The following is a 22943-nucleotide window of genomic DNA, read 5'->3' as shown; positions in this document are numbered from 1 at the left end:
TCCGAGGGAATCCGTCAGTTAATGCAACAAGGCCCAACCTGTCGGCAGGGCGTTGGTTGCAACGTGCAGTCTCGAAAGGCAGTTGGAAGTCATGAGCTATTCTTGGTTCAAATCGTCGAAGGTGGCCATTGCCAGCCCGGTGCGCGGCGGTGCTGCGGTGGGGATGCTGGCCGATATGCCGCCGCTTGAGCGCGGTGTGGTACAATTGCTGCGGCAATGGTGCGATGGCGAGGCGGGTCGTATTGCAGTCGCCGAAGATTTCACCGCGGTTTTTGGGGCCGAGCGAGCGGCGCTTGAGGTGAATAACCTCGCGCATCTGATCACGCTGATGGTGCAAATGGGCCGCCGCCCGTTGATGCGGCATCACACGCAATGCGCTTGCCTTGGCGGTGATGAAAGTGCCGTCGCGCAGATGGTGGCCGCGGCCACGGCGGGCGATCGCGAAGATGCGATGGCGTTCGCGCTGACCATGCTGCCGCCCGACATCGCTTTTGAAGCCGTGCAGATTGCAGAATATGTCGGCCGGGCGACGCTTGATATGATCCACCGTCTCTCCGCCAACGGCAGCCATTCCGCCACCACCGCCACGCGTCACTAGGAAAGATCCCATATGCGCCCTTCGTTCTTCGTGCTTCTTGCCACCACAGCCTTCGTCTCGGCGGTCCAGCCCGTGTTTGCCGCCGATCCGGCAGCGGTTGCAAAGACTTACGCCGATATTGCTGCGGCGGGATATGAGGATAGTCTGATCACCGCGAAAGCGCTGCAAGCGGCGGTCGATGCGCTGATCGCAGCGCCCAGCGAGGACAGCCTGAAGGCAGCGCGCGCGGCATGGATCGACTCGCGTCCGTCCTACATGCAGACCGAGGCGTTCCGCTTCGGCAACGTCGCAGTGGATGATTGGGAGGGCAAGGTCAACGCTTGGCCGCTGGATGAGGGGCTGATCGACTATGTCGACCCGTCTTACGGCAAGTCGGAGGAAAACGATCTGGCGACGTTGAACGTGATTGCCAACCCGAAGTTCAAGATTTCGGGCGTTGAGGTCGATGCGACGACGATCACGCCGGAATTGATTTCGGGCACGCTGCAAGAGGCGGGCGGGATCGAGGCGAATGTGGCTTCGGGCTATCACGCGATTGAATTTTTGCTCTGGGGGCAGGATTTGAACGGCACCGGGCCGGGGGCGGGCACTCGGCCGTTCACCGATTATGTGCAGGGCGAGGGCTGCACGGGCGGCAACTGCGACCGTCGCGCGGCGTATCTGAAGGCGGCGACCGATTTGCTCGTCAGCGATCTGACCGATATGTCGATGCAGTGGGCAAATGGCGGGGCTGCGCGCACCACGATTGAAAGCGATCCGAAGGCGGCTTTGTCGGCCATTCTGACCGGGATGGGCAGCCTGTCTTATGGTGAGGTTGCGGGCCAGCGGATGCGTCTGGGGCTGATGCTGAACGACCCCGAGGAGGAGCATGATTGCTTCTCGGACAACACTGCCAACAGCCATTACTATGATGGCATCGGCATCCAGAACGTCTATCTCGGCAAATACACCCGCGTCGATGGCAGCGTTGTGTCGGGGCCGTCGGTGTCGGAACTTGTGGCGGCGGCTGACCCGGCTGTCGATACGCAGTTGAAGGCGGAACTGACGGCGACAGTGACGGCTTTGGGTGCGATCAAAGCAGCGTCGGATGGCGGCATGGCCTATGATCAGATGCTGGCGGCGGGCAATAAGGAAGGCGAGGCTTTGGTGATGGGCGGCGTCAACGCTTTGGTCACCCAGACCGCGTCGATCGAGCGCGCGATCACCACTTTGGGGCTCACCGGCACCAGCATTGAAGGTTCGGACATCCTAGATAATCCGGGCACCGTGTTCCAGTAACGCTTGCGTTAACGGAGCTTTGTCGGTCGCGAGCAGCGATTGACAAAGCCCGGCTAAACCCACTCTGAGTAGGCAGGTGGCGCGGGGTAAACGGACCACTGCGCTGCCAACTGATATAGGGAAGACCCGGATGCTGCGCGTCCTTTTGATATTACCGCTGCTAGCCGGACCTGCTTTTGCGCAAGGGGCAGATGATCAACCGCTGAACGTGATCCCTCGCACCAAGGCCGAGGTTGCCCGGATTGCAGGGGTGCTGGCGGCCCCCAAAGATTTCAGTGCGTCTGAGAAGTTTGAGGCGAAACCGGGCGGCGCGGCGACAGTGCGCGCACGGCCCACGGCGGATGCGTTTTCGCAATTCTCGGGCAATATGCCGTTTGACCGGCAGATGAATTTCAACCTTGGCAATGCGTTGTTCACCAAGACTTGGGTGCCGTCGCCTGCCTCGACCTTGGCCTCGGACGGGTTGGGGCCGTTGTTCAACGCGCGCGGTTGTCAGGATTGCCATCTGAAAGACGGGCGCGGGCATGTCCCTGCGGGGCCCGAAGAAAGTGCTGTGTCGATGTTCCTGCGGCTGTCTGTGCCGGCCAACGCTGAACAGGCGAGCAGCAATCCGTCCGCGATCAAGGATTGGCTGGCGACGCAGGACGAGCCGACTTATGGCGGGCAGTTTCAGGATTTCGCCGCGACCGGCATCGCCGCTGAGGGCCGGATGGTGATCGACTATACCGAGGTTCCGGTGATCTTGGGCGATGGCACGGTGGTTGCGCTGCGGCAGCCTAAATATTCGGTGGCGGATCTGGCTTATGGGCCGATGGCCAAGGATGTGATGCTATCGCCGCGTGTGGCGCCGCAGATGATCGGCTTGGGGTTGCTAGAGGCGATTCCCGAGGCAGATATTCTGGCCAAGGTCGATGAGACTGACGCGGATGGCGATGGCATTTCGGGCCGCGCCAGCATTGTGCCGGGCGGTTCTGATGGCAAACCAATGCTGGGCCGCTTTGGCTTCAAGGGCGGCAAGGCCAGTATCCGCGACCAATCAGCGGGGGCTTTCGCGGGAGATATGGGGCTCGCGACCTCGCTGCATCCCGATCCGTGGGGCGATTGCACCAAGGTGGAAGACGCCTGCCGCTTGGCAATCAGCGGGCAAGAACCGGGCGTGCGCGATGGGCTAGAGGTGGATCACCAAAGCCTTGATCTGGTGACGTTTTACGCCCGTAATTTGGGCGTGCCAGAGCGGCGCGGGGTGGATGATCCGAAAGTGTTGCGCGGCAAGCAGGTGTTTTACGACATCGGTTGTACGTCCTGTCATACGCCGAAATACGTCACGGACCGGTTGAAAGACCAGCCCGAGCAAAGTTTCCAGCTGATCTGGCCCTATACCGATCTGCTGCTGCATGACATGGGGCCGGGATTGGCCGACAACCGCCCCGAGGGTCGGGCCAGCGGGTCGGAATGGAAAACCCCGCCGCTGTGGGGAATTGGCATGACGCAACAAGTCTCGGACCATACCGAATTTTTGCACGACGGACGGGCGCGCAATCTGCTGGAGGCGGTTCTGTGGCATGGCGGTGAGGCGCAGGCGCAACGTGACGCCGTAGTGGCTTTGCCGAAAGGCGACCGCGACGCCATCCTCGCATTTCTGGAAAGTCTGTAATCATGCTGCTTCGCTCCCTGCTGTTGTCCTTATGCTTAGCCACCCCGGCGCTGGCGGATTTTGAACAGACGCTGTCCGACCATATCCTGCCCGGCTATGCAGCTTTCGCGGCCAGCACGCAGGCTTTGTCTGACGCTGCCGCCAAGGATTGCACGGCGGACAATTTGAAGCCTGCCTTCAACGCGGCCTATGACACTTGGCTGGGCGTGCAGCACCTGCGCTTTGGCCCGGCTGAGGCGGATGGGCTTTCGGTGGCGATTGCGTTTTGGCCTGATCCGAAAGGCTCGGGTGCGAAATCGCAGCGGGCGCTGTTGTTGGGCGATCCGGCGCAATTGACCCCTGAGCATTTCCCTGATCAATCGGTTGCGGCACGCGGTCTGACGGGGTTAGAGCGGTTGCTCTATCCGGCGGAACCTTTGCCCGCTGACCCTTGCGCGCTGATCCAAGCCACCACGTTGGACCTTGCCCGCATGGCGAAGATCATCAACGACACTTGGATCAACACTTATTCCAAAACCGTGCTGACGGCGGGCGATCTGGGCAACACCACCTTCCAGACCCGGCCCGAAGTGCGGCAAACGCTGTTCACGCAAGTGGTGGCGGCGCTGGAGTTTGATAAAGATCAACGGCTTGGTCGCCCCTTGGGCACGTTTGACAAACCGCGCCCGGAACGGGCCGAGGCGATTGCCTCGGGCCGCAGTCAGCGCAACGTGCTGTTATCGCTGCATGGCCTGCGCGCGATGGTGGTGACGATGACACCAGATGCGCCGCTGACTTTGGCGGGGTTTGATCATGCCATCAAGCTGACGGAGGCGCTGGATGATCCGGCCTTCGCCGGGGTTGCCACGCCGCAGGGCCATCTGAAGGTTGAGATTTTGCAGCAGGCCGTCAGTGCCTTGATTGATACTGTGATGGCTGAGCTTGGCCCCGAACTGGATGTCGGCGTCGGCTTTAACGCGGCGGATGGAGACTGAGATGGCAACGCGGCGGGCGTTTTTGGCGGGTTTGGTGGCGGCCAGCTTGCCGCGGGTGTCTTGGGCCGAGGTGGGCTCGCCAGCTTGCCTCGCTGCGGGGAAGCTGGGCGATGAATTTGTGCTGCATGGCTTGAGTGCGGTGGGGGAAAGCCTGTTTGAGATTGGCTTGCCCGCGCGTGGCCATGCGGCGGCGGCACATCCGTCGCAGGCTTTGGCGGTGGCGTTTGCGCGCCGCCCCGGCACGTTTGCGCTGGTGCTGGATTGTTTGACCGGGGCTGTCCGGCACCGTCTGACACCACCTGAAGGGCGACAATTTAACGGCCATGGCGCGTTCTCGGCGGATGGGGCGCTGCTGATGACCTCGGAAGTGGTCGCCGACGGCTCGGCGGGGCGGATTGGGTTGTGGGAGACGGCGGGCTTTGCCCGCATTGCCGAGTGGGACAGTCACGGCATTGGCCCGCATGACATCCGGCGGTTGGCGGATGGCCGGATTGTGGTGGCGAATGGCGGGATTGAAACCGATCCCGGCGACCGCACCAAGCTGAACATCAACACGATGCGGCCCAATCTGACGCTGCTGTCTGCCGATGGTGCGCTGTTGGATCAGGTGGAATTGGCGGATGAGTTGCACCAAAACTCAATCCGCCATCTGGCTTTGCATGGCGAGGGCGTGGCTTTTGCGATGCAGTGGGAGGGTGATACGTCTGAGCCTGTCGCACAACTGGGGCTTTGGGTGCCTGGGTCCGCGCCGAAACTGTGCCCGCCGCCGGATGAACAGGCGTTTGCGATGAAGGGCTATGCCGGGTCGATTGCGGTTGCCCGAGCGGGTGATCTGATCGCGCTGACCTCGGCCCCTGCCGGCGTGGTGATGCTGTTTGACGGCGCGGGTGGCTGGCTTGCGACCGACCAACGTGCCGATGTCTCGGGTGCTGCGGCTTTGGGCGATGGCTTGCGGCTGACCGATGGGCAGGGCGGAGTTTGGAGCTATGGCCGTGATGGTCTGGCATCCCTTAGCCGCAATGCGACCGCTTGGGATAACCATTTGATCGCGCTCAGCTAATTACTTCCCAACAAACTCAAATGAAAACCGGGTTGATACCCCTGCGGGCGGTGGCGCGAATGGAGCGGAGCGTTGGATATGGTCCACCGCCGCCGCATCCAAGGCGGGCGAGCCGGAACTTTTGACGATCTTCACCAGTGATAGACCACCGCCTGCCGAGATCGCAAAGCCCACCACGGCGCTGCCCTTGCCGGGGTTAGATCCCTTTTTGGTACCACGGATTTTCTTCATCACCGCCTTTTGGTAGGTCGCAGGCGATTGCCCTTGTGCTGTGGCCTTGGCCGCTTTTGAAGCGGCCATAGCGCCGCCCGCATTAGGGGTCGCCGAACTGGCTTTGGCGGTTTTCTTTGGTGCGGGTTCGTCGGTCTTTTTGGTTTTGGTTGGCTTCTTCTCGGCTTTTTTCGGTTTCGCTTCGGCCTTTTCTGCCTTTGGTTTGGTTGCTTCTGGTGGTTTTGGTGCGGGCGAAGGTGGCTTCGCCGCGGCGGGCGGCGCGTCAGGCGCGGGCTGCGGATCGGGTGGCTGCGGGGGGGCGTCCATCTCGGGCTTGGCATCGGCCAGTTGTTCGGGTTTTGCCATTTCGGGTGGGCTTGGCTTGGCTGCGGGCTGCGGTTCGGAAATATCGGGGGGAGTATCGACTTCGGGGGCTGCGGCGGTTTGGCTGGGTGCTTCGGCACTGGCCAGCGGAGCAGGGTCGGATATGGCGGCGACGCTTTCGGCGGCAGCCGGTGCGGGCGGCAGCGCGAGGAAGATCGGTTGATCCAAAATGGGGGCGGGGGTTGAGGTCAGCGCCAAGGCACTTGCGGCGCTAAGAATAAGCGCGGTGATGGTGGCCGACAGGGTCCAACTGAGCCATGTGCGCGGCTGCTGCGCGGAGGCGGCGATCGGGCAGGATACCGGACAGTTGCGGAAGGGGTGACTCATGGCGTGGCCTGCGTTTCGGTCGTGCTTTGCAGCCCAACGAGGGCGACTTTCAGATAGCCCGCCACCCGCAACTGATCGAGGACGGTCATCAGATCGCCATAAGGCACCACGCGGTCGGCGCGCAGGAACACCTGCACATCGCGCTGGGCTTTGGTTTGGGCGTCAAGCGCGGCTTGCAGATCGGCCCCGCTCAAAGGCTGGTTGCCCAAAGTCAGCGTCAGATCGGGCGCGAGGCTCAGCCAAATGGGGTCTTCCGGGCGCTGGGTGGCCTTGGCGGAGGAGGTTGGCAGGTTCAGCGGCACATCCACCGTTGAGAGAGGCGCTGCAATCATAAACACGATCAACAGCACCAGCATCACGTCGATGAACGGTGTCACGTTGATGTCGGCCATCGCATCATCGTCGTCATCGCTGCGGCTGCTGGGGATGATTGCCATGGATTAGCCTGCGGTTTTGACATTGGCGGCGCTGCGGCGGTCGAGATCACGGCTGAGCAACCGTTCAATCTGCGCTGAAGCATCGGCCAGCTTGCGGCGATAGGCGGTGATCGCGCGCGACATGCCGTTGTAGATCAACACCGCCGGGATCGCAGCCAGCAGGCCGATGGCGGTGGCAAACAGCGCCTCGGCAATACCAGGGGCGACGACGGCGAGGCTGGTGGTTTTGGTTTCAGCAATGGCGAGAAAGGCGTTCATAATGCCGAACACCGTGCCGAACAGGCCGATGAAGGGCGAGGTCGCCCCGATGGATGCCAGCAACCCCGAACCTGCGCGCAGACGGGCAAGCGCGCTGGCCTCTATCCGGTCCATCGCCAGACGGGTGCGCTGTTGGGCTGCATGGGCATAGGCGGGATCGACCGGGAAATCGGCGAGGCTGACGAATTCCTCATGCGCCACACGGATCATCTGGGTGGCGGGGTCGCGTTGTGCGGCCATCGCACGGATCGCCGAAGGAAGATCGGTGGCGGCGGTCAGTTTCAAGGCGCTGCGGCGCAGGGCACGCAGGGCCAGCGTCAGTTCGGCGATTTTCTGCACCATGATGGTGAGGGCGGCAAAGGCGGCCACCGCAAGGATCACCATCACCGCCTGCACAACCCAATGCGCCGACAGGATAATGCTGAACAGATCGGTGCTGGCATGGGGTGCTGCAAGGCCAGCGGCAATGTCTTGGGCAAAGGCAGGATGGGCCAAAAGGCCCACCCCGATGATAAAGGCGCAAACGTGGCGCATCACCAGCTCACCGATTTGGCGACTGACAGTTTGTAGTTGCGGCCAACACCATTATCGAGGGCGAGGTTGTTTTTATACTTCTCGTCGAACATGTTCTCGACGGCAAAGTTCACGTCCAAGCCTTTGAGAACGCCCTCTTGTGGCGACCATTTCACGAACAGATCGTGGGTCTGGTAGGAATCGCCCGTCGTGGTGGCCGACGAAGTTTTGATGTTGTCGTAGTAATAGCCAGTCCAGCCAATGTTCAGGTTCTGCACCGGCAGTTTGGCCCCGATGGTCAGCGAAATCGCTTCTGCCGGGGTGTCGGGCAGGGTGGTCGAGGTTGCGCCCACGGCCGGGTTCAGGTTCTTGGAGCGGACTTTGCTCCACGACAGGTTGCTGAACCAACGCTCGGCGTCGTAGCTGGCTTCCAGTTCAGCGCCCCACAATTCGGCAGCCGCGACGTTGGAATAGTATGGCACAGCCGGACCACCAGCGACGCGCGGCGTCGTGGCGATCATGTTCTCCACATCATTGTGAAAGCCTGTCAGTTTCAGTTGCAGGCTATCGCCGTCCGACAGCAGGTTTTCATGGCGGAGGGTGAAGCCCAACTCGACCGAATCTGCTTCCTCTTTGGCCAGACCCACGCTTGCCAGCCGTTCCGGCAAAGTGCTTGCGGCTTCTGTCGAATAGCGTTCGTCCAGCGTCGGCATCCGTTCAGTATGCGCCAGTGAGCCGAACACCGAGAAGCTATCGTTGATCTTGTACATCATCGCCAGTTTTGGCGAAATCGCGGTGTCGTCGGTGTCCAGACCGCCCGCAATATCGCCCGCGCTGAACTGGCCGAAGTCAATCCGCACGCCGGGGATCAGGGTCAGGCGTTCGCTGTAGACAAACTCGCCTTGCGCATAGACGCCGACTTTGGTGTCGGTGCCCTGCGGATGGAAGCTGTATGGGCCGAGGCTGGAATGGGCGCTGCGCTCTTGCTGCGACAGTTGCACACCGGTGATCACCCGGTTATCCCAGCCGCTGCCGCCGAATTCTGCGGTGTTTTCAACCTTGAGCGTGGTGGTGGCATAGCCGAAATCACCTGCGCACAGCACTTGGCTGGACCCGAGGCGACAGCCAGCGCCGAGCGAGAAGTTGCTCTTATCGACGGTGGTGTTGGTGTAGGAAAGTTGCACCGACAGGTCGAGCAGCGGGTTCTCGGCAAAGCTGTTGTTCCATCTCAGCGACACGGTGTCGTCCACCGAATGGATATCTGCGGTGCCGAAGAACACCGCCGCAGCCCCTCCGGTTTGTGCCAGCAGCGTATCGTCCAGATCGGTATCGGTGCGCGACAGCGATAGGGTCAGACTTTGGTCGTCATCCTGCCCCAGCGTCCATTTGCCTTTCAGCAGGCCCGACAGGCTTTCATGCGCGGTGCCCGCCAGCACAGTGCCGCCGCCATCTTTGATCTCACCACCGCTGGAATAGTTCAGTGAGCCCAAGTATTCGGCATTGCCCTGCTTGGTGGCAAAGATAATGCCCAGCTTTTTCGTGTCGCCGTTGCTGTTATAGCCGGACTTAAAGCGCAGGGAGGTGGTCTTGCCCTCTTCGAGGAAATCGCTGGCATCCTTGGTGGTGAAGGCAATCGCGCCGCCAATCGCACCCGCACCATACAGCGTGGACGAGGCCGGGCCGCGCAGCACTTCGATCCGCTTGAACAGCTCAAAATCACCGAAGAACGAGCCGAGGCGGTATTGCTCGAAAAACTTGGGTGCGCCATCGACGCTGACCGCGATGCGGGCTTCGGATGCCGTTTGCTCGGTATTGCCGATGCCGCGAATGTTGAACGCCTGACCCATGGGCCGCGCAGACGATCCCGTGGCCTGCACGCCGGGGATGCCCTTCAGCACATCGCCCATGGTGTTGGGCTGGGCGCGGTCGAGATCGGCTTGCTCGCGCGCGGTGACGGCCTGCGGCGTGTCGATGGCAACCTTGGCCGTACCTGCGCCGAAGATGATCCGGCCCAGCATCTGAAACATGCCTTCATCCGTCTCTTGCGCGGCAACGGGCGCGGCGATCAGCGCAATCGCAAAGGTGGATAACAGCAGTTGACCGCGCAGAGCGGCGGGGCGGCGAGGCAGCATTGGCTTTCCTTGTTTAAGGTCTGCGAATGGCTGGCCTTGCCGTCATGGCGGCAAGCTGGCGGGCAGAGTTATATTCCGACTTGATCTGTCAGGAATAAGCTCATAGAAATCCAGACTATAACTGTCAAGTATATCTCTGCAGATATGTTTTGACCCTTGCGCTCCAGCCACGGCCCGATGGCCTGCCAGATCCGCGCCCCCTCGTAAAACTTAGGATTCTGGCATGACCCATACGCATATACCCGCACAGATTCGCGCTTTGCGCGCTGAAAACCCGAAGGCGCGCGCCCGCGATTTTGCGGCGATGCAGGGAATCACCGAGGCTGAACTGGTTGCGGCTTATGTCGGCCATAGCGCCACGGCGATTGATGCGACCCCCGACGCCTTGTTTCCGTTGATTGGGGAACTGGGCGAAGTGATGGCGCTGACCCGCAACGAAAGCTGTGTGCATGAGCGGCGGGGGATCTACAAAGATTACCACTCCGGTCCCCACGCCGCGATGGTGCTCGGGTCCGAGATTGATATGCGGATGTTCCCCAGCCATTGGAAATTCGGCTTTGCGGTGGTGGAGGCGGGCGAAGATGGCCCGAAGCGCAGCATTCAGGTGTTCGATGCGGCGGGCGACGCGGTGCATAAGGTGCATCTGAAACCTGAATCCAATGTGGCGGCGTTTGACGCTTTGGTCGCCGCTTTGCGCTTGCCCGAGCAGGCTGATCAGCTGACTCTTGTTCCCCGCGAACCTGTCGAGGCGCCAAAGGGTGATCCGGCCCGCGTCGCTGATCTGCGCGCCGAATGGAAAGCGATGACCGACACGCATCAGTTCCTGAAACTGACGCGACGGTTGAAGTTCAACCGTTTGGGCGCGAACCGGATGGTCGGCGCACCCTATGCGGTCCCGGTTGCGCGCAATGCGATCACCCAAGTGCTGCACGCCGCTGCCGATCAGAAAATCCCGTTGATGATCTTTGTTGGCAATGCAGGTTGCATCCAGATTCACGGCGGGCCGATTGAAAAGGTGGTGCCGATGGGGCCATGGATCAACGTGATGGACCCGCGCTTTAACCTGCATCTGCGCGGGGATCACATCAGCGAAGTCTGGCGCGTGACCAAGCCGACCCAGCGCGGCGATGCGATCTCGGTTGAGGCATTTGATGCCGAGGGTGGTTTGATCCTGCAAATCTTCGGCTATCGCAAGGATGCCCCGCCGCTGGCTTGGGATGCCTTTGTGATGGCGCTTCCGGCGCTGGAAGCGGAGATGGCATGATGCACGCGATGAATTCTCTGCGGGTTGGTCTGGCGCTGGTTTTGTCAGTCGTCCTGACCGCCCCGGCGGGGGCCGAGGACGCAAAGCGCGTCGTGACGCTGGGCGGCTCGGTCACCGAAATCGCCGTGGCGTTGGGCGCCGGGGGGCTGTTGGTGGCGCGGGATTCGACCTCGAACTATCCGGCGGAAATTACCACTTTGCCGGATGTCGGCTATATTCGTTCGCTGTCGCCGGAAGGGGTGCTATCGGTTTCCCCCGATTTGATCTTGGCCGAAGCCGATGCAGGTCCGCCCGCTGCGGTGGACGTCTTGACTGCCGCAGGCGTGCCGTTCCTGCGGATGCCGGGCGATCCGACACCCGCGGGTGTGGTGGCGAAGATCAAGGCGGTGGCCGGGGCTTTGGGTCGTGATGCGGAAGGCGAGGCTTTGGCGGCATCGGTTCAGGCTGGGTTGACCGAGGCTGAAGCCCGCGCCGCCGCCGTCACCGATAAAAAGCGCGTGCTGTTCGTGCTGTCGCTGCAAGGCGGTCGCGTGATGGCGGGGGGCGAGGGGTCTTCGGCGGAAGGCATCATTGCGCTGGCGGGCGGTATCAATGCCGCGACCGGGTTTCAGGGTTACAAGCAGATGACGGATGAAGCGGTTCTGGCCGCCACGCCCGATCTGATTCTGATGATGGACCGCGAGGGCGATCTGGCCATCGGCAATGCGGATGTTATGGCGCACCCGACGCTGTCGCAGACTCCTGCTGCACAAGCCGGGAACATTGTGCGGATGGATGGGATGATGCTGCTGGGCTTTGGCCCTCGCACACCGGATGCGGCAAAAGCGCTGTATGACGCGCTCTATCCGCAGGCTGGCTGAGATGCTGTCACTCGCCTTGGGACGCAGCCGCAGCACGGGTGGCGAACGTGAGGCCCGCGCGGTTTTGATGCTGCGCGCGCTGATCGGACTTTTGCTTGTGGTATCGGTGCTGTCCTTGGGCACCGGAGCGGCGGGGTTGAACCTTGCTAACTTGGCGCATGCGGCGATCAAGGGCGAGCTTTCGACACGAGATCAGGTGATCCTGTGGAACATCCGCCTGCCGCGTCTGGCGATGGGCCTGCTGATCGGGGCTGCCTTGGCGGTGTCGGGCGCGCTGATGCAGGGTCTGTTCCGCAACCCTTTAGCCGATCCCGGTATCGTCGGGGTCGGTGCTGGCGCGGGGCTTGGTGCGGTGTTGGCGATTGTGGTGGGCGGGCTGCTGCCCGCCGGGATTGCGGTGCATTTCGGCGGCCAACTGGTGCCAGTGGCGGCATTTCTGGGCGGTTGGGGCGCGACCTTGCTGCTTTACCGTCTTGCGACACGCGGCGGTCATACCTCGGTCGCCAATATGTTGCTGGCGGGTATCGCGCTGGGGGCTTTAGCGGGGGCATTTACCGGCATCCTCGTCTATCTCGCCGATGACAAACAACTGCGCGATTTGACGTTTTGGAGCATGGGGTCACTGGCAGGCGCGGGCTGGGGCAAGCTGGCAACCGCTTTGCCGCTGATTTTGCCCGTGCTGCTGTTCTCCCCCCTGATGGCGCGCGGCCTGAACGCGCTGGCCTTGGGTGAGGCGCAAGCGGCGCATCTGGGCATCGAAGTCGAACGGCTGAAACAACTGATTATCCTCGGCGTGGCGGCGGCTACTGGCGCTGCGGTGGCGATGGCGGGGGGTATCGGCTTTATCGGCATCGTCGTGCCGCATCTTTTGCGCATCTCTACCGGGCCAAACCACCGCTACCTTTTGCCCAATGTCGCTCTGCTAGGGGCAAGCCTGCTGGTCGGAGCCGATATGATCGCCCGCACCATCGTCACCCCCGCTGAACTGCCGATTGGCATCGTGACTGCCGTGCTGGGTGCGCCGGTGTTCCTATGGATTTTGATGCGCCGTCAGGGCCTTGTGGGGATTTAGACGATGCTTCAGGTCGAAAATATCTGTGTGGCCTTGAACCGCCGTCCAGTGCTGCGTGGGGTCAGTTTAACCGCCCGCCCAGGCACGCTGACCGCGATTGTCGGGCCGAACGGGTCCGGCAAAACCACGCTTTTGCGCGCGATAACGGGCGAGGTTGCCTATCAGGGCAAGGTCACGCTGAACGGGCTTGATGTGGCGCGCGCGAAGGCATGGCAGCTGGCGGCGATCCGCGCAGTGATGGTCCAAGAAACCCAACTCGCCTTCCCTTTTACCGTGTTAGAGGTGATCCGGCTGGGCCTGAGTATGGGCGAAAATGCCGACACCCGCGATCTGCCGCAGCGCGCTTTGGCCGAGGTGGACCTGCTGCACCACGCTGCCCGGAATTATCAAGATCTCTCGGGCGGCGAACGCCAACGCGTGCAACTCGCCCGCGCTTTGGTGCAAGTCTGGAACCCGTTAAGCGCAAGCGGCGCGCGTTGGTTGTTTCTGGATGAACCCGTGGCCAGCCTTGATCTTGGCCATCAGTTGCAAGTGATGCGGCTTGCGCGGCGCTTTGCCGATGCGGGCGGTGGTGTGGTGGCGGTGATGCACGATCTGAACCTGTCCGCGATGTTCGCCGACAAGCTGGCATTGCTGGCTGACGGGGCTTTGGTCGCCGCAGGCACGCCCGATACCGTGCTGACCGACACATTGCTGTCAAACGCCTACGACTGCCCGATTCGCACCAACGCGCTGCCCAGCCACGGCACTTGGCTGCTGCCCCAGGCGGTGGCCAGCTGACGGGCGTTACAGCCCTGCCGCAGCGCAGGGGTCCGCTAAAGATAAGTAAAAGAATCAGGTTTTATATTCCTGACAAATTTGCTAGGTATAGGCCATCGCCATGCCACCCGCCTCTGGGAAGCCGGTCTTTCAGTGCCAACCCTAATCTCTTGCGGAGCGCAACATGTACGAAACTCAAATCCTGACCCCTCAGTTTCTGGCGTCGCAAGCCGCTGCCGAACCCGTATCCGCAGACCGCACCCTCCGCTACGACGCGCGGGCGCTGACGGGGGGGGCGGGCACCGCGCTGATCGAGTTGGACGGGCAGATTTACACCCTGCGCATCACCAAATCGGCAAAGCTGATCCTGACCAAATAGGCGCAAAGCCTGCCTTGCGCATGACGCAATCTTGGGTTGTGGCCAAAAAGCCATGGCTTGGGTAATTTGCACCAGCGGACGGAAATGCGCAGTATTCTATGGTATATGTACGACATTACCTCCCTGTTGGACCTCCCGCCCGGCCACATTGGCTGGGCGACTTTTTGTGTACTTGCTGCTCAGCCTATCGTCGCGGGCTTTGCCCTCTTGAGAACGCGGGCGGCGCAGCTTAGGCTGATTGCTCTGGATCAGGAGCAGCCCATGACCTTCACCCTCGCCACTTGGAACATCAACTCGGTCCGCCTGCGCGAAAGTCTGGTGGTCAAGCTGATGGCTGAGGAAGCCCCCGATGTGCTGTGCCTGCAGGAATGCAAAAGCCCGGTCGAGATGATCCCGGTGGAGCAGTTCCGCGCGCTTGGCTATCGCTACATGGTGGCACGCGGGCAGAAGGGTTATAACGGCGTGGCGATCATCTCCAAGCTGCCGCTGGAGGATGCCGGGGGGCGTGATTTCGTCACCATGGGTCATGCGCGGCATGTGGCTGCCCGGCTGGAGAACGGCGTGGTGATCCACAACTGCTATGTGCCTGCAGGTGGCGATATTCCCGACCGGGCGCAGAATGTGAAGTTCGGCCAGAAACTGGATTTCCTAACCGAGATGCGCGATTGGTTTCATGGCGAGAAGCCCGCGAAAGCCATTCTGGTCGGCGATCTAAACATTGCCCCGCGTGAGGATGACGTGTGGAACCACAAGGCGTTGTTGAAGATCGTCAGCCATACGCCGATTGAGGTGGAGCATTTTGGCGCGGCGATGGAGTCGGGCGCTTGGGTCGATGTCACCCGCGCCGACATTCCGACGGGCAATCTTTACAGCTGGTGGAGCTATCGCTCGCCCGACTGGGACGCCGCCGATAAGGGGCGTCGGCTGGATCACATCTGGGCAACACCTGATATTGCCAAATCCGCGCATGGCAGCCGCATCCTGCGCCCGGTGCGCGGATGGGAACAACCCTCCGACCACGCCCCAGTTTTCGCGACGTTTGATCTGTAAGACGATTTCCGCGCGGAAATCGTGCACGGAATTCGCGCGAATTCCGCTTTACCGGCCACGGCTCCAGCCTTTGCCACGCTTGAGGCGCACCGCTACGGAAACGGCGGCATAGGTGGTGAAGCCGATGGGATCACGCAGCGCGAGGTCTAGCAGGCGAGCTTTGGTCAGCGGCGCTTTCGCTTCCCGCGCCAAAAGTCCGGGATAAAGCCGATTAATCTCAGCCACCCCGGCATCCTGTCTCCGTCGCACTTTGGTCAGGGCCGCGAAGCCCTCGATCATCGGCCATTCGTAGGTCGCGGAGAACTGCACCCGCTCGTCAGACTCAAATTGCAGCCGCACGAAGGTGTCGTCCGAGATGATGCCGGGAAACTCCGCCCAGCGCGCGCGACCAGCGGCATTGGTGGCGAACAGGCCATGGCCGGGGGCCGGGCTTTGCGCGAAGGGCAGGCGTTGCCAGAACCTTGCATAGGCGCGGGTGACGGCGCTTTTGGCGCGGGGGATATGGGCGGTTCCGGTTGCATAGAGCGGGGTAACGCCGTCAAGTGCTGCGAACAGTTGCGCCATCAGATCGGGCGAGACGACCACATCCGCATCCAGATAGGCCCGCATCGCAGCCTTGGCGATCCGGTCCCCTGCGTTCAGCGCATTGGGTTTGCCGCCTTGCGGTAAGTCCAGCACCGTCAGCGCCCAACCCGCCGCCTCCGCCTGCGCCGTAAATCCCCGCGCCACCGCTGCGGTGGCATCGCGGCAGCCGTTGGCAACGACGATACATTCCGCATTGATCGGACCGGACGCAAACAGCGCCGTCAAACACGCGCCGATATACGCCGCCTCATTGCTGGCCGGAATGATCACGCTCAGCCGTGGGGTCAGCATGTGATGCAGCCCTTCGCCAAAGCGTCCCAGCGCGGATTGCTATCGCCCAAATGCCGCAACGCGCCCCAGCTCCCCCATTTTCCGGGCCGATACACATCGACAAAGGCGTTGAACGGCTGATCCGAGATCATCTGCCACCCCGCCAGCAATTCGGCATAAAGCGCACCCATTTCTGGCGTGAAGTTGAGATGGGTGAAAAACGCGGTCAATTCCTCATCATCGACCTCTGCGCCATAGCCCACCACATGACTGCCGCCCTCGTACATCATCAGCTTCAGCCCCCGGTCTGCAGCGATGGCGGCATGGTAGGGCAGGGTTTCGGCCAACATTTGCGTCAGGCTATTGGCTGGATTGCCTGTGACCGAGCCGTCGCGCAGCTCTTGGCCCGCCAGTTTATCGGCCAGATCATAGCGGTGCGTGGCTAGGTAAGCGTTGGCTGCGGCTCCGGTCAGGCTCTGTGCTGCGGCATCCTTGCGCGCCGCCTCCGCTGATTGCTTCAGCCAGTCTTTCACGGTGGTGAATTTCTGATCTCCACCCAGTTCAGCGCTGAAATAGCCCGTCACCGCATAGGCGTCGAAACTTGCGACGGGCGCGGGCAGCCCCTCAGCCACCACCAAGGGTGCGTCCAAAATCTGTTCCTCCAGCCCCAGCCAGCCGGTTTGCACCGAGACAATCCGGGTCAGGCGGGTGGGGGCATCTTTGAACACCTCTGACCAGATCGCCATCACTTGTGCGGCGCGCAACCCGTAGAATTGCACCCAGGTTTTATCCTGGCCCCAACGTGCAATGCCCTGTTCTTCGGCCCAGCGGGCTTGGGCGAATTGCCAGTTCCAGACCTCGTTGGAGTATTCGACTTGTGCATGAAGGCTGGGGTCGAGTTGGTCGTGGGTGATCTTGGCGTAGGTGCGGATCAGCTCATCGGTGGCCAGATGCGGCAGGGTGAACCACGGGTCGGCTTTCAACTCATTTGCCAGTGCCACCATCGCCTCAATAGGCACCCCATTGCGGGCATAGGAGTAGTCTGTGGGCTGCGGGCGGTCTTTGACCTCTGACAGGGTGGAGTCGTTGGTCATCATCCAATCCATAAAGCGGATGCCTTTCACGCCACGAATCCGGGCCAGCCAATCGGGGTTGAAGATCGCGCCATCGGCCAGCATTTGCGCGCGCGATGCCCGCACCACCACGATGTCATGGATCGGATCGGCAGCGTCCAAGGCCAGCAGGGTGATCGACACCAAGCCTTCGCCGGGTGTGTAATCGAACTGCACTTGGCCCGGAGCCTCGGTCACAATCTTCACGCGGCCTTCGACTTTCAGCGTGCCTTTGCCTTGGTAGGTCAAAATGTAGCGGCCCGCGACGCCTGCGGCATCTTCCGGAAGATCCGTCAGGATCAGGGTGGAGATTTTCGCGAGTTCGGGCGGGATTTTCACCGGCCAACCATGCGGCCCCAATGCCCCCGCTTTGGCCAGATCAGCCTCGGTCCAGCCGCCGAACTGGTCGGGCAGATGGCCGATCCAAGGCCGCGCGGTTTTCATCAGGTTCAGGAACGGCTGTTGTACCGACCAATCGTTGACCCCAGCCAGACCCAAGGCGAGATGGGTGTTGGTGATCTGTTTGAAGGCGGGGAACGGCGGGTCTTGCGCGTCTGGAATGGTCCCCAAAGCAGGCTCCGGCGCAACAGGCACCACCACAGGTGCAATCTGTGCCGCGATTTGGCCGGGAACATAAGCCTCCAACGCCTCCCAAGCGATGCGCTGAAACACTTGCGCCTGTTCCTGCGTGATCACCGCATCGCGCGACGTCCAAGCGCGGGTGACTTTGGCAGGCACACCCTCCGGGCTTTTGCCGACAATCGCCGCCGCCTGCACCATGGCGACAAAATACAAACCTTTGCCATTGGGATGGATGTCATCGACGAACATCTGTTTGATATCGCTGAGCCCCGGCACCCGGCCTGCCTTGATCTCATCCGCCAGATGCCCCATCGCCTGACCGACGGGCAGCAGCTTGACCTCATGGCCCGCCTTGGCTGAGGCATCGGCCACAACACTCTCCCACAATGGCAAATCCAGCGCGATGCGTTCGCGCCACGGGATGCCCGCGTCGGGGTCGTCTTTGGTGATATTGCCGGGACCGGAGTTCAGGCTGGGCCAAGTCTCATAGACATAAAGCCGGGTGTGGGGATTGGCCTCCAGCGCGAGGCCTGAGAACTTCGCCACATAGCCCGAGGTGTCGTTATATTTGATCTGTCCCGCCAAAGGCTGCGCTTCGGTCATGACCAGCACATCGGTGGGCTGCCGCTTCAACCGCGCTTTGGCGTCGACGCCTTCGGCATTGGCGGAATTATCCCAGTTATAGGCCAGAGATGAGCCATTGATGATCTGTGCCTGCACCACAGACGGCTGACCCATCTCGCGCAATGTCGCGTCCAGCACGGTCGGCAGGGTGGGGCCAACCAGCGAATGCCCAATGAACAGCACATCGGTCAGCAGGGACAACAGGGACATGACGCGCCTCTTTGAAACAGATTGCGGTGACGATAGCCGGAACGCCGCGGCCTTGCCACGTTGACTACGCCGCAGTTTGGGCGAAATTCGGGCCATGCGGTCACGCCCCCCCTGTTCCTTGCCCCCTGATCTGGTATTCAGCCGGGAAAATGGCACAGCGCGAGGGATTGGCATGACGCATCTTTGGGTCCGGGCAGAGCAGCGCCCGAATGAGGAGCGCGTCGGCCTGACGCCGGACGGAGCTGCGGCGCTGATCAAGGCAGGCATCCGGGTGACTGTCGAGGAAAGCTCGGTCCGCGCGATTGGGATCGAGGGTTATCGGGCGGCTGGGTGTGAGATTGCGGCGGAGAATCTTTGGCCGCAGGCCCCGGCGGATGCGATTATCTTTGGGCTGAAAGAATTGCCCGAAGACGGCACGGCCCTGACCCATCGCCACATCATGTTCGGCCATGCTTATAAGGGTCAACCTGCGGGGCAGGTGTTGCTCAAGCGCTTCAAGGCGGGCGGCGGTACGCTGTTTGATCTGGAATATCTGGTGGGTGCGGATGGTCGCCGGGTGGCGGCGTTCGGCTATTGGGCGGGATATGCCGGGGCGGCTGTCAGCTTGAAATGCTGGGCGGCGCAGCAACGGGGCGGCATTGCCGGACCCGTGACGAAATATCCGGGTAAGGCGGCGTTGCTGGCGGATTTAGAGGCGGAACTGGCAGGCTTCCCACGCCCCCGCGCCATCGTGATCGGCGCTTTGGGCCGGGTTGGCACCGGGGCGTCGGACCTGTGCGCGGCGCTGGGGGTTGCGGTGACGCAATGGGATCAGGCCGAAACCGCCAGCGGCGGGCCGTTCCCGCAAATCTTGCAGCACGAGATTTTCCTGAACTGCATCCTCGCCCGCCCCGGTTGCCCGGTGTTCGTGGCGGCTTCGGCCAAGGAAGATACTGCGCGGAAACTCACGGTGATTGGTGACATTGCTTGCGACCCGACCTCGGATTTCTCACCGATCAAGGTTTATGACCGGGTGACGGAATGGGATGCGCCGGCTTTGCGGGTGGCGGAACATCCGGTGCTGGACGTGACGGCTATTGACAACTTGCCGTCCCTGCTGCCGGTGGAAAGCAGCGAAGATTATGCGGCGCAACTGTTGGCCTCTTTGGCGATGTTGGGCGATCTGAATTCTGGGGTTTGGGGACGTGCTGCGGCAGAATACGCCCGCCACACGGCCAGCCTGTAAGGGGAGAGAAACTATGACGATTCATTGGTGCGGCACGGGGTTGTCCTCGGCTCCGGGTTTGCGGCGGCTGATTGAGAACGGCCATCAGGTGGTGGTGTGGAACCGCACGGTCGAGAAGGCGCAGGAAGCGGTGGGCGATCTTGGCGCGGATATTCGCGCCTACTCACTAGAGGCTTTGGCCGACGCCTTGCAGCCCGATGACATCGCGATCTCGATGCTGCCGGCCGATCAGCATGTGGCGATTGCCAAGACCTGTCTGGATAAGGGCGCGCATTTTGTGTCGTCGTCCTACATTGCACCCGAGATGAAGGCGTTGGACGAAGCCTTCCGTGCGGCGGGTCTGGTCTCGGTCAATGAGGTGGGCTTAGACCCGGGCATTGACCATCTGATGGCGCATGATCTGGTGGCGCGCTATCGTGCATCGAAGGCCTATCACATTGATAACGTGATATCTTTCACCAGCTATTGCGGCGGCGTGCCGAAAATCCCGAACCCGTTCCGCTACAAGTTTTCTTGGGCTCCGCTGGGGGTGCTGAAAGCCCTGCGCTCGCCGTCGCGGTCGTTGCGGAATTTTTCCGAATTGCGGGTCAATCGGCCTTGGGACGCGATCACCAAATATGACGCGCCGCTGCCGGTGCCGGAAAGCTTTGAGGTTTATCCCAACCGCGATTCTTATCCGTTCATGGAGGATTACCGCTTTGATCCCGACTGGAAGGTCAAAGATTTCGTGCGTGGCACCATCCGCTTGAATGGCTGGCAAGAGGCGTGGACTCCGGTGTTCCGTGAGATTGAAACACTGGAAGGCCCATCCGGCGATGCGCGGTTGGCCGAGATGGCGACGCAGTTTGTCGCGGAAAATTCCTACGCGCCGGGCGAGCCGGACCGGGTGATCTTGTTCGTATCGCTGAAGGCCGAGCGCGATGGCCGCTCGGTGTTCCACGAGACTTGGGCGATGGACGCCTGGGGCGATGCACGTGGATCGGCGATGGCGCGGCTGGTGTCGACGCCGGTGTCTTTCGCGGTGGAATCGGTGATGAAGCGCGAGATTGCGGTGGGTGTGCATGGCGCACCGCATGATCCGAAGCTGCTGGAAAGCTGGCTGGGGCAAGTGCGCGGATTGGCGCAGTATATGGAGCGGGTGCAGCACTGACCCAAACCGGGCTGCCACCTTGGCCCCCATCGAGGGGGCACGCGGCGGCTTTGGCGCGGGCGGATAGGCCGGGTGTGATGCCCGGCCTTTGGCTTTGCATCGGCGGTTGAACGCTCCGCGGGGAGTATTTCAGAAAGAGCAATCGCCGGGGCGGGTGACAGGGCAGGGCCTTGGCGCTATGCTGTGCGCCAACGATCCGCGCACAAGCGGGCTGGCAGGTTACAGGAACAGGATGAAACGCAAACCCGGCAAGGCAAGCCTTGGCAATCGGCTGGCAATGTGGCGCGCTTTGCGCAGCCCCGCTGCGACCGGGTTTGTCTCGCAGCCAGAGCCGCGCTCGGTCGGGCTTTATGCGCGCGGGCGGCAGTTGGTGGCGGGGAACTTTCAGTTCGCCGGGCAGTTGGTTGAGGCACCGGGGGCCTCGATCTGGGATGTGGCGCTGGATGATCCGGGCGCGCCTGCCGAGACGCAGGGGTTTTTGTGGCTGGATGATCTGGCGGCTTTGGGTGATTTCGCCGCCCGCACCCGCGCGCAGGAGTGGACTTGGGGTTGGATCACCCGGTTTGGTCGCGGCCAAGGGCCGGGCTGGACGCCGGATCTGACCGGGCGGCGGCTGATCCGCTGGATCAACCATGCTTTGCTGCTGTTGCAGGGCCGTGACCGGATGCAATCGGTTGCCTATTACCGCAGCCTGTCAGCGCAGGTGGTGTTTTTGTCGCGGCGCTGGCCACATGCCGCCCCTGGACTGCCGCGGTTTGAGGCACTGACAGGCTTGATCTACGCGGGCCTTGCGCTGATCGGGATGCAGGCGCGCGTCGCCCCTGCTGTAGCTGCCCTTGCGGTGGAATGTGGCCGTGAGATCGACGCGATGGGGGGGATACCCACCCGCAACCCTGAGGAATTGCTGGAGGTTTTCACACTGCTGACTTGGGCCGAGCAGGCTTTGTCCGAGGCGGGGCATACGCCTCCGCCCGCGTTGGTTGCGGCGTTGGAGCGGATTGCGCCCAGCTTACGCGCTTTGCGTCATGCCGATGGCGGGCTGGCGCGGTTTCATGGCGGTGGGCGCGGCATGGAGGGGCGGTTGGATCTGGCGCTGGCGGCGACGGGGGTGAAGCCGGGGTCAAGCGTGGGGCTAGGTTTGGCGATGGGGTTTGCGCGGCTGGCAGAGGCCCGCACCACGGTGATCGTTGATGCGGCCCGCCCGCCGGGGGGGGCTGCGGGGATGTGGGCGCATGCCTCGACCTCGGCGTTTGAGCTGACCTCGGGGCGGCGTCCGGTGATCGTCAACTGCGGCTCGGGCGCGCCGTTTGGGGCGGAGTGGCGGCAGGCCGGGCGGGCGACGGCCTCGCATTCGACCTTGGCGGTAGAGGGGTATTCGTCCAGCCGTTTGAAATCCGGGTCAAGGCTTGCCCTCGCGCAAGATGCCTTGGTTGATCGCGCACAGGTGACCTCGCTGCGACAGGGCCACTTGCCCGATGGGCTGCACCTTTACATGGCGCATTCCGGCTGGTCGGCGACGCATGGGCTGACGCATTCGCGCGAACTTCTGCTGTCCAAGGATGGCCGAAAATTGGTGGGCTTGGATGCGCTGACCGCCCGCAGCCAAGCCGAGCGCGCCCGGTTTGAGCGGCTGATGAATGAGTTGCATTTGCAGGGCGCAGGCTTTGCCGTGCGATTCCATCTGCACCCAGATGTCGATGCGGCGCTGGATATGGGCGGGGCGGCGGTGTCGCTTGCCTTAAAAAGCGGCGAAATCTGGGTGTTCCGTCATGATGGTTTCGCGACTTTGACGCTGGAGCCATCGGTTTTTCTAGAAAAAGGTCGTCTGAAACCGCGTCCGACGCGGCAGATCGTCCTTTCGGCCCGCGCGACCGAGCTAGAGACGCAGATCGGCTGGACCTTGGCGAAAGCACAGGATACTCCGCTGGCCATCCGGGATTTGGACCGCGACGAGATGCCGGTTCCGATCTGACCTG

At 62.1% G+C, this 22943-nt stretch carries 20 protein-coding genes; 14 read left to right on the top strand and 6 right to left on the bottom strand.

Annotated features, from left to right (window positions below; all coding sequences use genetic code 11):
* Positions 1-91: 91 nt before the first annotated feature.
* From ACS5RD_RS00630 to ACS5RD_RS00610, 5 genes are all read left to right on the top strand, one after another.
* Positions 92-598, top strand: coding sequence for a hypothetical protein (locus ACS5RD_RS00630; protein WP_489929547.1), 507 nt, complete (start codon positions 92-94; stop codon positions 596-598).
* A 12-nt stretch (positions 599-610) separates the two neighbouring features.
* On the top strand, positions 611-1876 hold the full coding sequence (locus tag ACS5RD_RS00625) for an imelysin family protein (protein ID WP_489929546.1): 1266 nt from the start codon (positions 611-613) through the stop codon (positions 1874-1876).
* 130 nt (positions 1877-2006) lie between these two features.
* Positions 2007-3530, top strand: coding sequence for a di-heme oxidoreductase family protein (locus tag ACS5RD_RS00620; protein ID WP_489929545.1), 1524 nt, complete (start codon positions 2007-2009; stop codon positions 3528-3530).
* 2 nt (positions 3531-3532) lie between these two features.
* Positions 3533-4504 carry an imelysin family protein gene (locus ACS5RD_RS00615; RefSeq protein ID WP_489929544.1) on the top strand — a complete coding sequence of 324 codons (972 nt, stop codon included), beginning with the start codon at positions 3533-3535 and terminating at the stop codon, positions 4502-4504.
* A gap of 1 nt (position 4505) precedes the next feature.
* A complete protein-coding gene (locus ACS5RD_RS00610; protein WP_489929543.1) occupies positions 4506-5564 on the top strand; it encodes a DUF1513 domain-containing protein in 1059 nt (352 codons plus the stop codon).
* On the opposite strand, the gene ACS5RD_RS00605 is transcribed toward ACS5RD_RS00610, so the two are convergent.
* The 4 genes from ACS5RD_RS00605 to ACS5RD_RS00590 are packed head-to-tail and all read right to left on the bottom strand — an operon-like array spanning position 5565 to position 9825.
* Positions 5565-6485 carry an energy transducer TonB family protein gene (locus ACS5RD_RS00605; protein ID WP_489929542.1) on the bottom strand — a complete coding sequence of 307 codons (921 nt, stop codon included), beginning with the start codon at positions 6483-6485 and terminating at the stop codon, positions 5565-5567. It abuts the gene before it with no gap.
* Positions 6482-6913, bottom strand: coding sequence for a TonB system transport protein ExbD (exbD, locus tag ACS5RD_RS00600; protein WP_489931431.1), 432 nt, complete (start codon positions 6911-6913; stop codon positions 6482-6484). Before exbD ends, ACS5RD_RS00605 begins: the two co-directional genes overlap by 4 nt.
* Before the next feature lie 12 nt (positions 6914-6925).
* Positions 6926-7714, bottom strand: a complete 789-nt coding sequence (gene exbB / locus ACS5RD_RS00595; RefSeq protein ID WP_489929541.1) for a tonB-system energizer ExbB — start codon at positions 7712-7714, stop codon at positions 6926-6928.
* Positions 7714-9825: a TonB-dependent receptor domain-containing protein gene (locus tag ACS5RD_RS00590; RefSeq protein WP_489929540.1), complete on the bottom strand. Its 2112-nt coding sequence runs from the start codon at positions 9823-9825 to the stop codon at positions 7714-7716. The genes exbB and ACS5RD_RS00590 overlap by 1 nt, the downstream gene beginning before the upstream one ends.
* A gap of 223 nt (positions 9826-10048) precedes the next feature.
* Here ACS5RD_RS00590 and ACS5RD_RS00585 point away from each other — a divergent pair, with 223 nt between their 5' ends.
* The 6 genes from ACS5RD_RS00585 to ACS5RD_RS00560 all read left to right on the top strand — a co-directional run bounded on the left by ACS5RD_RS00585 (position 10049) and on the right by ACS5RD_RS00560 (position 15209).
* Positions 10049-11089 carry a hemin-degrading factor gene (locus tag ACS5RD_RS00585; protein ID WP_489929539.1) on the top strand — a complete coding sequence of 347 codons (1041 nt, stop codon included), beginning with the start codon at positions 10049-10051 and terminating at the stop codon, positions 11087-11089.
* Positions 11086-11949 (top strand): heme/hemin ABC transporter substrate-binding protein, encoded by an 864-nt coding sequence (locus tag ACS5RD_RS00580; RefSeq protein WP_489929538.1) that lies wholly within the window; start codon positions 11086-11088, stop codon positions 11947-11949. The genes ACS5RD_RS00585 and ACS5RD_RS00580 overlap by 4 nt, the downstream gene beginning before the upstream one ends.
* 1 nt (position 11950) lies before the next feature.
* Positions 11951-13021, top strand: a complete 1071-nt coding sequence (locus ACS5RD_RS00575; protein ID WP_489931430.1) for a FecCD family ABC transporter permease — start codon at positions 11951-11953, stop codon at positions 13019-13021.
* 3 nt (positions 13022-13024) lie between these two features.
* A complete protein-coding gene (locus ACS5RD_RS00570; RefSeq protein ID WP_489929537.1) occupies positions 13025-13801 on the top strand; it encodes a heme ABC transporter ATP-binding protein in 777 nt (258 codons plus the stop codon).
* A 163-nt stretch (positions 13802-13964) separates the two neighbouring features.
* Complete coding sequence (gene hemP / locus ACS5RD_RS00565) at positions 13965-14159, top strand: hemin uptake protein HemP (protein ID WP_054008333.1); 195 nt, start codon at positions 13965-13967, stop codon at positions 14157-14159.
* A gap of 261 nt (positions 14160-14420) precedes the next feature.
* Complete coding sequence (locus tag ACS5RD_RS00560) at positions 14421-15209, top strand: exodeoxyribonuclease III (protein WP_489929536.1); 789 nt, start codon at positions 14421-14423, stop codon at positions 15207-15209.
* Positions 15210-15257: 48 nt separating this feature from the next.
* On the opposite strand, the gene ACS5RD_RS00555 is transcribed toward ACS5RD_RS00560, so the two are convergent.
* Both ACS5RD_RS00555 and ACS5RD_RS00550 read right to left on the bottom strand, forming a co-directional pair.
* A complete protein-coding gene (locus tag ACS5RD_RS00555) occupies positions 15258-16085 on the bottom strand; it encodes a glycosyltransferase family 2 protein (RefSeq protein ID WP_489929535.1) in 828 nt (275 codons plus the stop codon).
* Positions 16079-18592: a hypothetical protein gene (locus ACS5RD_RS00550; RefSeq protein ID WP_489929534.1), complete on the bottom strand. Its 2514-nt coding sequence runs from the start codon at positions 18590-18592 to the stop codon at positions 16079-16081. Before ACS5RD_RS00550 ends, ACS5RD_RS00555 begins: the two co-directional genes overlap by 7 nt.
* 172 nt (positions 18593-18764) lie before the next feature.
* Between ACS5RD_RS00550 and ACS5RD_RS00545 the strand changes: the two genes are divergently transcribed.
* The 3 genes from ACS5RD_RS00545 (at position 18765) to ACS5RD_RS00535 (ending at position 22939) form a co-directional block, all read left to right on the top strand.
* Positions 18765-19817, top strand: a complete 1053-nt coding sequence (locus ACS5RD_RS00545) for a saccharopine dehydrogenase (protein ID WP_489929533.1) — start codon at positions 18765-18767, stop codon at positions 19815-19817.
* Between the two features lie 13 nt (positions 19818-19830).
* Positions 19831-20967: a saccharopine dehydrogenase family protein gene (locus ACS5RD_RS00540; protein WP_489929532.1), complete on the top strand. Its 1137-nt coding sequence runs from the start codon at positions 19831-19833 to the stop codon at positions 20965-20967.
* A 232-nt stretch (positions 20968-21199) separates the two neighbouring features.
* Positions 21200-22939 carry a heparinase II/III family protein gene (locus ACS5RD_RS00535; RefSeq protein WP_489929531.1) on the top strand — a complete coding sequence of 580 codons (1740 nt, stop codon included), beginning with the start codon at positions 21200-21202 and terminating at the stop codon, positions 22937-22939.
* Positions 22940-22943 lie beyond the last annotated feature (4 nt).

This window comes from Cypionkella sp. PAMC25878 (genome assembly GCF_058135695.1).
The sequence above is the reverse complement of the archived record's forward strand: the minus strand, read 5'-3'. Positions and strand labels throughout refer to the sequence as shown.